Raw genomic sequence first — 15,736 nt, 5'->3', positions numbered from 1 at the left:
CCGGTCCCCACCCCGCTCGAAAGGACGGTACCGGGCGAAATCATTCCGGGACAGTGCCACTCGCCCATCCGGTGACGGATGTTTGTTCATACGCTCATAGGCGCAGCCCGACGGCGAGAGCGATCGTCAGCCCGAGCGTGCAGACCGCGACGACGAACCATGCATGGTGTTTCGCCTCGGGTGTCATGACCGGCGCCGGCCCTCGCGCTCCCGGGTCCGCAGGTACTCCATGAAGGTGCGGCACATACGCGCCATCGCGCGCATATGGACCCAGTTGGCCATGGCCCCGTCACCGGGGCCGCAGTCGGTCAGGTCGTACCAGTCCTTGAGCGCGCCCTTGGCCCGTACCGAATGCTCGGACTCGGGGATCGACTCGACGATCGCGACGAGCCGTGCCCCGTGGCCGATGAGCCGGACGGTGAGGTCGGTGATCTCCGCGGGTGGCGGCATCATCCGGTGCGGGGCGAGGGCGCGGTCGGCGTCGAAGCCGATGGCGTCGACGTCCAGGGAGGAGAGGGATTCGGCGTCGGTGGTGTCGGCGGTGTCGATGGGATGGGTGGGATGGGTGGTACGAACGGTGCGGTTCGTCCGGGCAGCCGGCGTGGTGTGCGTGGTGTGCGCGTTTTCGCCTGTGCCACCTGTTCTGTCGTCTGTCACTGTGGTCACCTTGACCCCCGTCTTTGTGTGCTCTGCTGCTGTGCCTCTACAAAGAGAGAACCGCGCCGCCACCCTCCGCGAGTACCGTGGAGTACAGGTCTGATGATGAAAGCCATGAACGCACTGGGGGAGTTGGAAACATGGCGAGTAATTCACGCACACCCAATACCGGCCTGGCCGCCCTGCTCGCGCAGGCGAAGTGGTCCCGTTCCCAGTTCGCACAGATCATCAATCGCATGGGCGCCGAAGCCGGTCTCAAACTTCACTACGATCAGTCGGCGGTCTCTCACTGGGTCGCGGGCACCACACCCAAGGACCAGGTCAGGCCACTGATCGTGGAGGCTTTCTCACGGAAGCTGAGCCGTCCTGTCACCCATGCCGAGGCCGGACTGCCGACCTCGAACTTCGGCACGTCGGGCGCTCCGGGATCGCCCGCCTCGCCTTTCTCCCCGCTTTCCTCCTCCGTCGCCGGATCACCCGGCTCAACTGCCTCTTCCGGTGTCAACACGCTCGAAGAACTGGTCGATATGGGGAGGGCGGACATGGACCCGTCACGCCGGAGTCTGATCGCCGCGGGGCTGTTCTCCGCCGCTGTCGTGGTGCCGCTGTTCCCCGATCTGGCGCATGCCGCCACCCCGTCGGCCGCCACCCCGGGAAAGCGGACGGTCAGGATCGGCGCCCCTCAAGTACAGGCCGTACGCACAATGACGGACCGAATAGCAGACATTCTGGATGAACTGGGTGGAGGCCACGCACGCCCGATGGCCGCCGCGTTCCTGGTGAACACGGTCATGCCGTGGCTGACGGCGGAAGCGGCCGAGGGGGTACGGAACGACATGCTGGCAGCCGCCTCCGATCTGGTCTACCTGACCGGGTGGATGGCGATGTACGAGCGGGCCCACGGCCTCGGCCAGCGCTACTACCTCCGCGCCCTGGAGCTGGCGGGGGCCGCCGAGGACCACCTCACGTACTGCCGCACCCTGCGCGGCATGTCCCTCCAGGCGTCGAACCTCGGTTACGGCAGACGCGCCCTGGAGCTGGCCGACTCGGCCGCCGAGGCATCGCCGAAGGCCGAGCCGCGCCTCCAGGCATTCCTTTCCGGACAGCAGGCACATGCCGCCGCCATGGTCGGCGACAAACGCCGGGCCCTGGACCGGCTCCGGCAGACCGAGGCGGCGCTGGCCAGGGCGGACGACCGCCGCGAGTCGGTGGGGGGATACGACAGGACCGCGTACCTCTTCCATGTGTCGCACGTGCTGTACGAGTTCAAGGACCTGCCGGGGTCCATCTCGGCGCTCCAGCAGTCCCTGCGGGTCCAGCGCAAGAACGAACGCCAGGGCCGCGTGCACTTCCTCGCCGTACTGGCGCAGCGCCAGCTCGAACTGGGGCATCTGGAGGCGGCGTGCGACAGTTGGGCGCAGTTCCTGGAGGAGTACGAACACGTGTCGTCGGCCCGGGGTGACGAGCACTTCGAGACGATGCGACGGCGTCTGAGGCCGTACGCGAAGACACGTGCCGTACAGAACCTGCGGCCCAGGATGGAAGAGGTGGCGGTGCTGAAGGCGTAGAGCCGGCCTGCCTGTTCAGGGGCGGCTCAGTCGCTCCCGTGGATCCGCGTCCCGCGTCGCCAGACCGCCGAGACGAGCGGGACCCCCGGGCGGTAGGCCAGGTGCACATGGCTCGGGGCGTCCAGCAGGGCGAGGTCGGCGCGGGCACCGGGGGTGATCCGGCCGAGGTCGGCGCGGCGCAGGGCGCTCGCGCCGCCCGCGGTGGCGGACCACACGGCCTCGTCCGGGGTCATGCCCATGTCGCGTACGGCGAGGGCGATGCAGAACGGCATCGACGAGGTGAAGGACGAGCCCGGGTTGCAGTCCGTGGAGAGCGCGACGGTCGCCCCCGCGTCGAGCAGCCTGCGGGCGTCGGGCCACTGGGCTCGGGTGGAGAACTCCGCGCCGGGGAGGAGCGTGGCGACGGTGTCGCCGTGGGCGAGGGCGTCGACATCCGCGTCGGTCAGATGGGTGCAGTGGTCGGCGGAGGCTGCGCCGAGTTCCACGGCGAGCTGTACGCCGGGGCCGTAGGAGAGCTGGTTGGCGTGGACGCGGGGCAGCAGCCCCTTCGCCAGACCGGCGGTGAGGATCGCACGGGCCTGGTCGCCGTCGAACGCGCCCTGCTCGCAGAAGACGTCGACCCAACGGGCGTACGGGGCGCAGGCGTCCAGCATCTCCCCGGTGACGAGCGCGACGTAGCCGGCGGGGTCGTCGGCGTACTCGGCCGGGACGACATGGGCACCCAGATAGGTGACTTCCTCGGTCTGTTCGCGGGCGATCCGCAGGGCGCGGGCCTCGTCCTGGACGGTCAGGCCGTAGCCCGACTTGGTCTCCTGGGTCGTGGTGCCCTGGCGGGCGGCCTCGGCGAGGTAGCGGGCGAGGTTGGCGCTCAGCTCGGTGTCGGTCGCGGCGCGGGTGGCGGCGACGGTGGTCCGGATGCCGCCCGCGGAGTAGGCGCGGCCGGACATCCGGGCGTTGAACTCCTGGGTGCGGTCGCCCGCGAAGACCAGGTGGGAGTGGGAGTCGACGAAGCCCGGGACGGCCGCCCGGCCGCCCGCGTCGACGGCGTTGTCAGTGGCGGGTGCTTTGCTTGATTCACCGACCCAGGCGATGCGGTCGCCGTCGATGACGACGGCCGCGTCCTGGATCAGACCGAGGGGCGTTCCGTCACCGAGAGAGGGGTCGTTGGTGACCAGACCGGCGATGTTGGTGATGACGGTGCTGGTGGGGGCCGTGGGGGGCGTGGCGGTCGTCGTCATGACGTGGATGCTCTCCTTCGGTGGCCTCGGAGCCTGTCGGGCGGCTCTCAGCCGCGCAGGGCTGCGATGGATTCGGCGAGTGCCGCGGGGACATCGGGGACCAGGGTGTGGACCCCGTCCCGTACGACATGACGGCCGCCGACCACGGTATGGCGTACGTCCGCCGCGGAGGCGGCGAATACGGCGGTCTCGGCTCCGAGTCGCGGCGGTGCGCCCGCTGTTCTGACGGAGTCCAGCGCGATCGTGGCGAAGTCCGCGGGCGCGCCCCGGGCGATCCGGCCCGCGTCGGGGCGGCCGAGGGCCGCGTGGCCGTCGGCGCTGGCGGCCCGGAGGAGGGCCGCCGCCGGCCAGTGGCCCCGGGTGCGGGAGCGCAGGCGTTCGTTCAGTTCCATCGCGCGCGCTTCTTCGAGTACGTCGATCACGGCGTGGCTGTCGCTGCCGAGCGAGAGCGGCGAGCCCGCGCGCTGGAGGCGGACCGCCGGGCCGATGCCGTCCGCCAGGTCGCGTTCCGTGGTGGGGCACATGCAGGTGCCGGTGCGGGAGTCGCCCAGCAGGGCGATGTCCTCGTCGGTGAGATGGGTGTTGTGGACGCCGGTGGTGCGGGCGCCCAGGACGCCGTGGTCGGCGAGGAGACGGGTGGGGGTGCGGCCGTGGACGGCGAGGCAGGCGTCGTTCTCCGCGGTCTGCTCGGAGAGGTGCACATGGAGGGGGGCCCGGTGGGACTCGGCCCACGCGGCGACGGTGGAGAGCTGCTCGGCGGGTACGGCGCGTACGGAGTGGATGGCGGCGCCGATCAGGGCGTGCTCGCTGTCCCGGTGGGCGGCGGCGAGCGCCGAGGCGCGTTCCGCCCAGAGGGTGGCGTGGGTGTCGGAGAAGCGGAGCTGCTCCTCGCCCGGGGGCACGCCGCCGGGCCGGTCCGAGAGGCCGGCGGAGAGATAGGCGGTGTCGAGGAGGGTGATCCGGATCCCGGCCTCCCCGGCCGCGGCGATCAGGGCCTCCCCCATCGCGTTCGGGTTGTCGTAGGGCACCCCGCCGGGCGCGTGGTGGAGGTAGTGGAACTCCCCGACCGCCGTGATGCCGGCGAGCGCCATCTCGGCGTACACCGCGCGGGCGAGCGCGTGGTACGAGTCCGGGGTGAGCCGGGCGGCCACGCCGTACATCACCTCGCGCCAGGTCCAGAAGGTCCCGGAGCCGACCTGGACGGTGGAGCGCAGGGCGCGGTGGAAGGCGTGCGAGTGGGCGTTGGCCAGGCCGGGGACGGTCAGCCCGCGCAGGGCCGTGGCCCCGGGGGGCGGGGCGGTGACCCCGGTGCGGATGCCGGTGATCCGGCCGCCCGAGGTCTCGACGACGACGCCCGACCGGACGGCCGCCGTCTCGGCACGCGGCGCGCTGTCCGCGCCGGGGGCCGAGCCCGGGACCGTGTCCGTGTCCGGGACCGTGTCCGGGGCGGGCTCCAGCCAGGCGTGTTCCAGCCAATACGTGGCGGAGGCGGGGGCCGGGCTCATGCGCACGCGAGTCCTTCCAGTACGTCGGCGAGTGCCAGGACCCCGGCCACGCAGTCGTCCTCGGCGGCGTATTCGGCCGGGGAGTGCGAGACACCTGTGGGGTTCCGTACGAACAGCATGGCGGTCGGAATGGACCCGGAGAGGATCCCGGCGTCGTGTCCGGCGCCCGTCCCGAGGACGGGCACGGCGAGCGGGGTGTTCCTGCCGGAGCCGAGGATCCTGCCCAGCTCGTCCCGCAGGGCGTGCTCGAACTCGACCACGGGGGTGAACGACTCCCGTACCACCCGCAGATCGATCCCGGCGCGGTCCGCGTGGGCGCGGGCGGCGGTCTCGATCCCGGTGACGACGGCGTCCAGGGCGGACTGGTCGGCGGCGCGGGAGTCCAGCCAGCCACGGACGAGGGAGGGGATGGCGTTGACGCCGTTGGGTTCGACGGAGATCTTGCCGAAGGTGGCGAGGGCCCCGGCCAGCTCCGCCTCCCGGCGGGCCGCGAGGACGGTCTCGGCGTACGTGAGCATCGGGTCGCGGCGGTCGGCGAGGCGAGTGGTGCCCGCGTGGTTGGCCTCGCCCCGGAAGTCGAACCGCCAGCGGCCGTGCGGCCAGATCGCGGAGGCGATGCCGACGGGGTCACCGGAGAGGTCGAGGGCGCGCCCCTGTTCGACGTGCAGCTCGATGAAGGCGCCGATCCGGGCCAGCCGTTCGGGGTCGGGGCCGATGGTGGACGGGTCGTGTCCGGCGGCCTCCATCGCCTTCGGCAGCGGGACGCCGTCGCCGTCGCGCAGCTCGTACGCCTTCTCCGCGGTGAGCTGTCCGGCGGTGAGCCGGGAGCCGACACAGGCCAGTCCGAAGCGGGCGCCTTCCTCGTCACCGAAGTTGGTGATGGCCAGCGGCCTGGTGAGCCGGGCTTCCCGGCGGCGCAGTTCGTCGAGCGCGGCGAAGGAGGAGACGACACCGAGCGGCCCGTCGAAGGCGCCGCCGTCCGGTACGGAGTCCAGGTGCGACCCGGTGACGACGGCGTCCCCGGCGAGCGGGTCGCCGAGCCAGGCCCACTGGTTGCCGTTGCGGTCGAGTTCGTACGTCAGCCCCCGGGACTCGGCCTGCGCGCGGAACCAGGCGCGGCAGTCGGTGTCGGCGGCGGTCCATGCGTAGCGGCGGTAGCCGCCGCTGCCGGAGTCCCGGCCGATGGGCGCCAGCTCCTTCCACATCTCGTGGAAGGAGGAGGAGCCCACGGGCCGCTCCGGGGAGGACTGGAGGGTCACGCCTCGCCGCCCTCGCGCACGGGTGCGTCGTCGCCCTCGCGCATGGGGATGCGGACGTCGCGCTCGTCGGCGACCGTGTCCGCGATGTCGTAACCGGCGTCGACGTGGCGGATGACGCCCATGCCGGGGTCGTTGGTCAGGACGCGGCGGATCTTCTCCCCGGCGAGCTTCGTGCCGTCCGCGACGGTGACCTGTCCGGCGTGCAGGGAGCGGCCCATGCCGACGCCGCCGCCGTGGTGGATGGAGACCCAGGACGCGCCGGAGGCGACGTTGACCATGGCGTTGAGCAGCGGCCAGTCCGCGATGGCGTCGGAGCCGTCGAGCATGGCCTCGGTCTCGCGGTACGGGGAGGCGACGGAGCCGCAGTCGAGGTGGTCGCGGCCGATGACGAGCGGGGCGGCGAGTTCACCGGAGGCGACCATGTCGTTGAAGCGCTCGCCGGCCTTGTCGCGCTCGCCGTAGCCGAGCCAGCAGATACGGGCGGGCAGTCCCTGGAAGTGGACGCGCTCCCCGGCCAGCTTGATCCAGCGGGCCAGCGACTCGTTCTCCGGGAACAGCTCCAGCATCGCCTTGTCGGTCTTGTGGATGTCGGACGCCTCGCCGGACAGGGCGGCCCAGCGGAAGGGGCCCTTGCCCTCGCAGAACAGCGGCCGGATGTAGGCGGGGACGAAGCCGGGGAAGGCGAACGCCCGGTCGTACCCGGCGAGCTGGGCCTCGCCGCGGATGGAGTTGCCGTAGTCGAAGACCTCGGCGCCCGCGTCCATGAAGCCGACCATCGCCTCGACGTGGCGGGCCATCGCCTCCCGCGAGCGCAGGGTGAAGTCGGCGGGCTTCTCGGCCGCGTAGGAGGCCATGTCGTCGAAGTCGACGCCGATGGGGAGGTAGGACAGCGGGTCGTGGGCGGATGTCTGGTCCGTGACGATGTCGATGGGCGCGCTCTCGGCGAGCATGCGCGGCAGCAGTTCGGCCGCGTTGCCGAGCAGACCGATGGAGAGCGGGCGGCGCGCGTCGCGGGCCTCGACGGCGAGCTGGAGGGCGTGCTCCAGCGAGTCGGCCTTCACATCGAGGTAGCGGTGCTCGATCCGGCGCTCGATGGCGCGCGGGTCGCAGTCGATGCAGATCGCGACGCCGTCGTTCATGGTCACGGCCAGCGGCTGGGCACCGCCCATACCGCCCAGACCGGCGGTGAGGGTGATGGTCCCGGCGAGGGTGCCGTTGAACTTCTTCGCGGCGACGGCGGCGAACGTCTCGTACGTGCCCTGGAGGATGCCCTGGGTGCCGATGTAGATCCAGGACCCGGCCGTCATCTGCCCGTACATGGTGAGCCCGAGCGCCTCCAGGCGCCGGAACTCCTCCCAGTTCGCCCAGTCGCCGACCAGGTTGGAGTTGGCGAGCAGCACGCGCGGCGCCCACTCGTGGGTCTGCATCACGCCCACCGGACGGCCGGACTGGACGAGCATCGTCTCGTCCTGCTTGAGGGTGCGCAGCGTACGGACCATGGCGTCGTAGGAGCGCCAGTCGCGGGCGGCCTTGCCGGTGCCGCCGTAGACGACGAGCTTGTCGGGGTGCTCGGCGACCTCGGGGTCGAGGTTGTTCTGGAGCATGCGGAGGGCGGCTTCCTGCTGCCAGCCCAGGGCGCTCAGTTCCGTACCGCGCGGCGCCCGTACGGGGCGGGGTCCTGACATGGCGATGCCTCCTCCGAAGTCCATTACTTATTCACATCCTCTCTGACTGAATACTTGTAGTCAACGGCTGCGGGCCGGATCGCCGGATGATTGGCTGGCGCACATGGCTCCCACCGCGCACCCCGGCCGGTACGACGGCCCTCACGACAGCCGGTACGACACCCCGCGCAGCGCCCCGGGCGGCAGCCCCGACACCCCCCACCGGCACGCGGCCCGCCGCGATCTCGCCGTACGCGCCGCCGCGGCCCAGGGCCTGGTCAGCGAGGCCGAGCCGGTCGTCGCCCTGCTGGACGTGGCCGGAATCCGCGCCTCGGCCGCCGCGCTCCGTGCCGCCTTCGCGGAGGTCACCGCGCCGGGTACGCCCGTGCTGCACGCCTTCGCCGTCAAGGCCGCGCCGCTCGTCCCCGTACTGCGGCTGCTCGACGCCGAGGGCATCGGCGCCGAGGTCGCGAGCCCCGGGGAGCTGGCGCTCGCGCGGGCGGCGGGGATACGACCGGACCGGATCGTCCTCGACTCGCCCGCCAAGACCCGCGCCGAGCTGCGCGAGGCGCTCGCCCTGGGCATCGCCGTCAACGCCGACAACCCGCAGGAGCTGGCCCGGCTCGACGCCCTGGTCGGCGCGACCGACGCCACGCCCCCGCCGCTCGGGCTGCGAATCAATCCGCAGACCGGCGCCGGTTCCATCGGCGCGCTGTCCACGGCGACCGCCACCTCCAAGTTCGGCGTGGCGCTGCGCGACGAGGGCGCCCGCGCCCAGGTCGTCCGGGCCTTCCTCGACCGCCCCTGGCTGACCCGGCTGCACACCCACTCCGGCTCGCAGGGCGTTCCGCTGGAGCTGATGGCGCGGGGCGTACGCGCGGTCTACGAACTGGCCGAGGAGATCAACGCGGCGGCCGGCCACCGCCAGGTCGGGACCATCGATATCGGCGGTGGCCTCCCGGTCAATTTCGCCTCCGACGACCAGACGCCGACGTACGCCGACTACGCCCAACTGCTGAAGGCCACCGTCCCGGAGCTACTGGACGGGCGCTACGGCCTGGTGACCGAATTCGGTCGCTCGCTGCTCGCCGAGCACGGCACGATCCTCGCCCGCGTCGAGTACGCCAAGTCGGCCGGGGGCCGTCCGATCGCGGTGACCCATGCGGGCGCGCAGATCGCCACCCGTACGGTGTACGACCCGGCCTCCTGGCCGCTGCGCATCGCCGCCTATGACGCGGAAGGCCGCCCGCGGACCGGTCCCGCCGTGGCCCAGGACATCGCGGGCCCCGCCTGCTTCGCGGGCGATCTGCTCGCCGCGAACCGGCCGCTGCCGCTGCTGGAGCAGGGTGACCTCGTCGCCGCGCTCGACACCGGCGCGTACTACTTCGCCCACCACTACGCCTACAACAGCCTCGTCCGTCCCGCCGTTCACGGCTTCACCACCGCCCCGGACGCGACCGGCGCGACCGGGGTCCGCTTCCTGTCCGTACGGGCGGCGCAGACCGTCGAGGAGATCGTCGCCGAGTCCGGCGGCGACCGCCCCGACGCGCTCCTGGATCACTGACCCCGTACGCCCGGGTCCCGGAGGCGTACGGAACGGAGTGGCCGAACATGCGCGTCCGCCCCGTCCACCCCCTATAGACCATGTCCACCCTCCGCATGCATGTTCCGATGGAAAATGCCAGAACTCCCACCCGACCCACGAACGTTGCGTAATCTCGCGGTTACTGCCACACGACAGTGCGCCCGCACGCCCGGCTGGGAGGGGAGTCCGCGTGCCCGGAATCGATGCATGCCTATCGGAGGCGATGAGCCTGCCGGGAGCGCTCGGTGCGGCGATTGTCGACTGGACGAGCGGGCTGGCGCTCGGCACAGCGGGGGAATCGCCCAACGGTGACCACGAGGCCACCGCCGCCGAGACGGCCGAGCTGGCCAGGGCGGCGGCGGAGTACTCCGCGTTCGCCCCCACGGCAGCCATGCCCCCGACAGCCATGGCCCCGACGACCGCCGCGAGAATCAGCGCCGGGGAGAGCGACAAGGGCCCACCCGTAGAGGACCTCATCGTCACCACCCGTACCGGCTATCACATCATCAGCTTTGTCGAGACGACGTTCGACAGCAGCGTCTTCCTCCATCTGTGGCTCGACCGCGACAGCGGCAACCTCGCGCTCGCCCGGATCAGACTGGGCAGGCTCGCCGAGCGGCTGGTGCTGGAGTGAGCGCGAACGCCGGGACCACGGGGACTGCCGGAGCTGCCGGGACTGCCGGGGCTGCCGGGGCCTCCAGGGCCTCCAGGGCCACGGGGGCTGCCGGGGTCCCAGGGACCTCCAGACCCACAGAAACCACAAGAACCACAGGAACAACTGAGATCACCGGGACCGCCGGAGCCCTCGGAGCCACCGGGGCCACGGGGACCGCCGGGGCTGCCGGGACCGCCGGAGCCCTCGGAGCCACCGGAACCACCGGAGCCACTGGAACCTTCGGAGCCCTCGGAGCCACCGGAACCGCCGGTGCCATCGAGACCGCCGGGGCCGCCGGAGCCACTGGAACCGCCGGGGCCGCCGGGGCCGCCGGGGCCGCCGGGGCCGCCGGGGCTGCCGGGACCGCCGGAGCCCTCGGAGCCGCCGGGACCACCGGAGCCACCGGAGCCGCCGGTGCCATCGAGACCGCCGGGACCGCCGGAGCCACTGGAACCTCCGGGGCCGCCGGGGCCGCCGGGGCCGCCGGTATGGAAGCCCCGCCCTACACCCTCTCCTCCATCCGGTCCTCCCTCTCCCCGATGCTCGTCCGTCTCGCCCGGGAGCGCGCGACCGGCGCGCTGCTCCGCGATCACGGCACGCTCTATCTGGCCGAGGGCCGCGTCGTACACGCGGAGAGCCCCGCCGCCCCCGGCATCGACGTCCTCCTCACCCGGGGCGGCCGATTACCCCGGGAGGGCTGGGAGGAGGCGGTGGACCGGGCGGGGACCCGTCGCGAGGTCGGCCGGTTCCTCGTCGACAGCGGCCGAATACACAGAGGTGAGCTGGAGATATGCCATCTGGGCGCGTTGTTCGACGCCGCCTTCTTCGTGCTCTCCCCCGGCAGCGGACCGACCCGGTTCCGTTACGGGGTGGAGCACTGGATCGGTCCCGTACGTCCCGTATCCGCGCCGGCGGTCGAGCGCGAGACACGGCGCCGGCGCGAACTCCTCGACCATGTCTGGCCGTACGCGGCCGTCGACACCGCCCCCGTGGTCGCCCGGCCCCCCGCCCCGGGCCAGGCCGTCACCCGCCGCCAGCGGCTGCTGCTGGAACTGGCCGACGGCGTACGTACCCCGGTGGCCATCGCCTGGGCCCTGGGCCGGCCCGCGTTCCACACCCTTCTCGACATCCGGCGGCTGGCAGCGGCCGGGCTCGTCGAGACGCCGGACGAGCCGCCGACGGCCGCGCCCCCGACGCTTCCCGCGTGGGTCGCCACCGTCTCCGGCGACCCGGACATCGCCCTGTTACGCCGACTACGCGACGCCCTGGAGGCAGCCCTGTGACCCCCCGTCCCATCCACCGTCATCCGGACCGCGCCACGCCGTCATGGTCATGAGACGCGCTCTTCGGGCGCGTGCCGAGAGGAGACAGCTGATGACGGCAGAAGCCGATGTGCTCGGCGAACTCAGGCGGCTACGGGCCCGCCTCCCCCAGCTCACGGGGTCGCTCGCGGCCAGTACCGACGGCCTGGTGCTGGCGGGCGACATGGCCGACGTGGAGCCCGAGGGCGTGGCCGCGCTCACCGCCGCCGCACTGGGCGTCGCGATGCGGCTGACCGACGCCACCGGCCAGGGCGGCTTCAAGGAGCTGCTGATCCGTGGCGAGTTGGGCTACATCGCGACGTACGCGGCGGGCTCCTCGGCGGTCCTGACCCTCCTCGCGGAGCCCCGGACCAATGTGGGCCGGCTCCATCTGGAGGCCCGCCGCTCCAGCGCCCGGATCGGCGAACTGGTCGACGGCGCCCTCGAACGACTGGAGAACGTCTGACCCAGGCCCGCCGCCATCCCCTCCGATGCCCCCCGCCCCACCACTCGCCCCACCACCCCGCAGTACGGGCGCGCCCGGAACACCCCGGACCGCCACCGGACCGAAAGGAAGCCCGATACTCATGGCCAGTACCGAATCAGCGCTCAAGGAAGCCATCGCCACCATCGAAGGCGCCCTGGGAGCGGCCCTCGTCGACTACGCCAGCGGCATGGCCCTCGGCACGGTCGGCGGCAGCAAGGAACTCGACCTGACGGTCGCGGCGGCGGGCAACACCGACGTGGTCCGCGCGAAGGTCCGCACCATGGAACTGCTCCACATCAAGGACGAGATCGAGGACATACTCATCACCCTCGGCACCCAGTACCACCTGATCCGCCTCCTCAAGGGCCGGGGAAACAATGGCCTGTTCCTCTACATGGCCCTGGACAAGTCCCGCGCCAACCTGGCGATGGCCCGCCACCAGCTGGGAAAGATCGAGGCGTCGCTGGAAGTCTGAGCAACGAGGCCGGCACCGCGCCCGCACCCGCTCACATCAGGAGACGCGGGCACGGGCACGGCGCCACCGGCCGCGTTCCCCATCGCTCGGTAGCCGACGAGAACCAACCCCCCACTACCGTAAGCGCCTTGCAGGCTACTCAGTGCACACACGAGGTCGCGCTTGACCTTGCCGAAAGGGGACACGCATGTCGCAGAAACACCGCTCGCCCATCGGAGACGACGGCTCGCAACCCGGCCGACCGATCCCGCCGAAGCCACCCGAGCCCGCACCGAAGCCGGAACAGAAGTAGGAATCCGCCCCATGCACTCCCCCGACGCCAGCGATTCCGCCCGCGCGGCGGGGGCACTCCGCCTCCTGGACGAGATCGCCCGTACGCGTACGGAACCGGTCCCGGCCCACTGGCGGGAGGCGCTCCGCGACGTCCCCCGGGACGCGTTCCTGCCGGGGCGGCTCTGGCTGCGGGACGGCGCGGGCGGTCACCGCCCGTGCGACCGGAGCGACGACCCGGACGGCTGGCTGGCCGCCGCGTACTCCGACGCGCCCCTGGTCACCCGGTTCGTGACCGAGTCCGACGGTACGCGCTCCCCCGCCTCGTCCGCGTCCGCGCCCAGCACCGTGCTGCGCCTGCTGGAGGACGCCCAACTGACCGACGGCGCAGGGGTGCTGGAGATCGGCACCGGCTCCGGCTACAACACGGCGCTGCTGTGCGCACGGCTCGGGGCCGCTTCGGTGACCTCCGTGGAGGTGTCTGCCGACCTCGCCGCCCGCGCCCGCGCCCACCTCGCCGCGCTCTCGTACCACCCCACCGTCGTCCACACCGACGGCGCGCGCGGCTGGCCGCCCACCGCTCCGTACGACCGCGTCCTCGCCACCTGCTCGGTGCGGGCCGTCCCCGCCGAGTGGCTGGACCAGACCCGCCCCGGCGGACGTATCACCACCCCGTGGGACAGCGCCTGGTCCTGCTACGGGACTCTGAACCTGACGAAGCGTCAGGACAGGTCCGCGGAGGGCCGGTTCTCGGCGTACGGCTCGTACATGCTCATCAGCGGCCAGCGTACGGACGTCGAGCTGCACCGCGACGTCCTGCGCCCCGGGCAGTCCCCCGCGACGCGTACGACCGGTCTCTCCCCCTGGGACGTCGCCGGGGCCGATCCCGGCCTGGACCTCCACCTCGGGCTGACGGTCCCGGGCGCCTGGTACTCCTGGGACACCGAGGGCGGGACCGCCCACACCCGGCTCTGGCTCGCGGACACCTCCGCCACGAGCTGGGCGAGCGTCGACTACGACGGCCGCCAGACCGAGACCTTCGCCGTCGCGCAGTACGGACCGCGCCGCCTCTGGGACGAGGTCGCCGCGGCCCGCGAGCGGTGGCTCCTGGCCGGAGCGCCGGACATCGGCCGGTACGGACTGACGGTCGCCCCGGGCGTACAGCGAGCCTGGCTGGACACACCGGACACCCCGGTGCCGTGAACGGAGCTCAGCGACGCCGGGGGCGCCGGGCCCCGCCGGGGAGGGCGTCGCCCGCCCCGATGCCCGTCGTGCGGTAGCCGGTCACCTTCTCGCCGGTGGGCCGTCCGCTTCCGGCCCAGTCGGTACGTACCCACAGCAGCGTCTCGTCGCTGCGTTCGCGGGCGCCCAGCCACAGGGACTTGAGCCAGAGCCCGGCGCCCGCGCCCGCGAGGGCGAGCCCTCCGGCGATGGGCAGCGCGAACGACGCGCCGGCAGCCAGCAGGAACGCGCCCAGCAGCCACCAGAGGTGCGCACGGCGCCAGTTCCGCAGGGTGACGGCGCGGTCCTGGAGATAGTCGTACTTCGCGGCCCGGGGCGCCCCGTCCGCTCTGGCGGCGTACCGGCGTCTCCGTACGAGCGCCACCACCCCCGCGCACACCAGGAACAGCGCCGCGCCCGCGTACCCGCCGATCCGGCGCCCGGTCAGCCCGGGGATCAGGAACCCGATCCCGGCGGCGAGCACCCCCAGCCACCACAGGGGCACCGCCCCGGCTCGTACGATCACTGCCACCCGCGCCAGAGACTGCCCACCGCGCCCCACTCGCTGCCTCCTCAAGTCGCCGTCAGGAACCGTTCGTGGCGCAGGATAATAACGGTTCCTGAGCGTTCCCTGAGAGAGCGGAAACAGCCTGATGTGCCCCGCGATACGGGATCGGCGCCCGCGCTCACCACTCGTACGGGTGAGGTGCCGTGTCATTGTCCCGGCTTCTTCTCCCCGGGACGGGAGACTGGTCGGGCCCGCGATACCCATACCGAAGGATCATCATGGCGGAAGAGCTGTTCGCGACGTTGAAGACCAACCAGGGTGACATCGAGGTCCGGCTGCTGCCGAACCACGCCCCCAAGACGGTGGCCAACTTCGTGGAGCTGGCGAAGGGCGAGCGCGAGTGGGTCGACCCGAACACCGGGCAGCGGACCAACAAGCCGCTGTACGACGGGACGGTGTTCCACCGGGTCATCGAGGGCTTTATGATCCAGGGCGGTGACCCCCTGGGCAACGGGACGGGCGGCCCCGGATACAAGTTCGCCGACGAGTTCCACCCCGACCTGGCGTTCACCAGGCCCTACCTGCTCGCCATGGCCAACGCGGGCCCGGGAACCAACGGATCCCAGTTCTTCATCACCCTGGGGGCCACCACCTGGCTCACCGGAAAGCACACCATCTTCGGCGAAGTCACCACCGACGCCGGCAAGAAGATCGTCGACGCCATCGGTACGACGGACACCAACCCCCGCACCGACCGCCCCGTACACGACATGGTCATCGAGAAGGTCGTCATCGAGACCCGCTGACTCCGGCGGAGCTCGTACCTGCCCCTGAACCTGAACCTGCCCCTGCCCCTGCCCCGCATCGGCCCCGCATCGGCCCCCGATGCGGGGCAGGTTCATGAAGCCGCCGAAGGGGTCAGGGGGTCACATTGATGAAGAGGCCGAAACAGAAGCTCCCCGGAGCCGCGGACCGGGTGATGAAGCGATGGCGCATGCCCGCGGGTACGTAGAAGGCGCCGGGGGAAACGAGAGTGTGGCTCTCCCCTTCCACTTCGACAGTGATGGTCGCCTCTCCGGGCTCCTTGGAGAAGAGCAGATAGATCTCCGGTGTCTCATGGACATGGGGCTCGGCGACGGGCCGTCCGACCAGGTCGCTGATCTCGGCTCCGCCGAGTTCGACCGGTATGCCACCGAACATGTCGCTGGTGAGCAGAAAGGGCACCGGCGCATGGTGCCCGACGACCTCTCGAAGAACGGGCAGCTTTCCGGCCGACGAAGGCTGGGTGTGCTGTGTCAACTGTCCACCTTCTCTACTGAGGTTTCCCTGTTGAGGCTTCTCTA

15 protein-coding genes are annotated in these 15,736 nt (G+C 71.8%); 8 read left to right on the top strand and 7 right to left on the bottom strand.

Annotation, left to right across the window (positions count from 1 at the left end):
* Positions 1-183: 183 nt before the first annotated feature.
* The gene (locus ACIP8W_RS08575; protein ID WP_401951481.1) at positions 184-657 is read right to left on the bottom strand and encodes a DUF6415 family natural product biosynthesis protein; all 474 of its coding nucleotides are present in this window, start codon (positions 655-657) and stop codon (positions 184-186) included.
* Positions 658-797: 140 nt separating this feature from the next.
* Here ACIP8W_RS08575 and ACIP8W_RS08570 point away from each other — a divergent pair, with 140 nt between their 5' ends.
* Positions 798-2,225, top strand: coding sequence for a hypothetical protein (locus ACIP8W_RS08570; RefSeq protein ID WP_401951483.1), 1,428 nt, complete (start codon positions 798-800; stop codon positions 2,223-2,225).
* Positions 2,226-2,251: 26 nt separating this feature from the next.
* Here the strand turns inward: ACIP8W_RS08570 and hutI are convergent, their stop codons facing one another.
* From hutI to hutU, 4 genes are read right to left on the bottom strand one after another with little or no spacing between them, the layout of a single operon-like run.
* The gene (gene hutI / locus ACIP8W_RS08565; protein ID WP_401951486.1) at positions 2,252-3,463 is read right to left on the bottom strand and encodes an imidazolonepropionase; all 1,212 of its coding nucleotides are present in this window, start codon (positions 3,461-3,463) and stop codon (positions 2,252-2,254) included.
* 47 nt (positions 3,464-3,510) lie between these two features.
* Positions 3,511-4,968 (bottom strand): formimidoylglutamate deiminase, encoded by a 1,458-nt coding sequence (locus ACIP8W_RS08560; RefSeq protein ID WP_402202405.1) that lies wholly within the window; start codon positions 4,966-4,968, stop codon positions 3,511-3,513.
* Complete coding sequence (locus ACIP8W_RS08555; RefSeq protein WP_402202464.1) at positions 4,965-6,173, bottom strand: allantoate amidohydrolase; 1,209 nt, start codon at positions 6,171-6,173, stop codon at positions 4,965-4,967. The genes ACIP8W_RS08560 and ACIP8W_RS08555 overlap by 4 nt, the downstream gene beginning before the upstream one ends.
* Positions 6,174-6,223: 50 nt before the next feature.
* A complete protein-coding gene (gene hutU, locus ACIP8W_RS08550) occupies positions 6,224-7,912 on the bottom strand; it encodes a urocanate hydratase (protein ID WP_401951492.1) in 1,689 nt (562 codons plus the stop codon).
* A 103-nt stretch (positions 7,913-8,015) separates the two neighbouring features.
* On the opposite strand from hutU, the gene ACIP8W_RS08545 reads away from it, so the two are divergent.
* The 6 genes from ACIP8W_RS08545 (at position 8,016) to ACIP8W_RS08520 (ending at position 13,867) form a co-directional block, all read left to right on the top strand.
* On the top strand, positions 8,016-9,455 hold the full coding sequence (locus ACIP8W_RS08545) for a diaminopimelate decarboxylase (protein WP_401951495.1): 1,440 nt from the start codon (positions 8,016-8,018) through the stop codon (positions 9,453-9,455).
* Positions 9,456-9,666: 211 nt separating this feature from the next.
* Complete coding sequence (locus ACIP8W_RS08540) at positions 9,667-10,110, top strand: hypothetical protein (RefSeq protein ID WP_401951498.1); 444 nt, start codon at positions 9,667-9,669, stop codon at positions 10,108-10,110.
* A gap of 509 nt (positions 10,111-10,619) precedes the next feature.
* The gene (locus ACIP8W_RS08535) at positions 10,620-11,414 is read left to right on the top strand and encodes a transcriptional regulator (protein ID WP_401951501.1); all 795 of its coding nucleotides are present in this window, start codon (positions 10,620-10,622) and stop codon (positions 11,412-11,414) included.
* Between the two features lie 91 nt (positions 11,415-11,505).
* Positions 11,506-11,898 (top strand): roadblock/LC7 domain-containing protein, encoded by a 393-nt coding sequence (locus ACIP8W_RS08530; protein WP_401951503.1) that lies wholly within the window; start codon positions 11,506-11,508, stop codon positions 11,896-11,898.
* A 121-nt stretch (positions 11,899-12,019) separates the two neighbouring features.
* Positions 12,020-12,394 carry a hypothetical protein gene (locus tag ACIP8W_RS08525; protein WP_401951506.1) on the top strand — a complete coding sequence of 125 codons (375 nt, stop codon included), beginning with the start codon at positions 12,020-12,022 and terminating at the stop codon, positions 12,392-12,394.
* Between the two features lie 303 nt (positions 12,395-12,697).
* Positions 12,698-13,867, top strand: a complete 1,170-nt coding sequence (locus tag ACIP8W_RS08520) for a methyltransferase domain-containing protein (protein WP_402202404.1) — start codon at positions 12,698-12,700, stop codon at positions 13,865-13,867.
* A 7-nt stretch (positions 13,868-13,874) separates the two neighbouring features.
* On the opposite strand, the gene ACIP8W_RS08515 is transcribed toward ACIP8W_RS08520, so the two are convergent.
* The gene (locus tag ACIP8W_RS08515) at positions 13,875-14,447 is read right to left on the bottom strand and encodes a hypothetical protein (RefSeq protein ID WP_402202403.1); all 573 of its coding nucleotides are present in this window, start codon (positions 14,445-14,447) and stop codon (positions 13,875-13,877) included.
* Positions 14,448-14,671: 224 nt separating this feature from the next.
* On the opposite strand from ACIP8W_RS08515, the gene ACIP8W_RS08510 reads away from it, so the two are divergent.
* A complete protein-coding gene (locus ACIP8W_RS08510) occupies positions 14,672-15,199 on the top strand; it encodes a peptidylprolyl isomerase (RefSeq protein WP_401951515.1) in 528 nt (175 codons plus the stop codon).
* Positions 15,200-15,311: 112 nt separating this feature from the next.
* On the opposite strand, the gene ACIP8W_RS08505 is transcribed toward ACIP8W_RS08510, so the two are convergent.
* Positions 15,312-15,617 (bottom strand): cupin domain-containing protein, encoded by a 306-nt coding sequence (locus ACIP8W_RS08505; RefSeq protein WP_401951518.1) that lies wholly within the window; start codon positions 15,615-15,617, stop codon positions 15,312-15,314.
* Between the last annotated feature and the right edge of the window lie 119 nt (positions 15,618-15,736).

Origin of the sequence: Streptomyces sp. NPDC088554 (assembly GCF_044752945.1) — a bacterium.
GTDB lineage: Bacteria > Actinomycetota > Actinomycetes > Streptomycetales > Streptomycetaceae > Streptomyces.
This window is presented reverse-complemented; position numbering and strand designations above follow the sequence as displayed.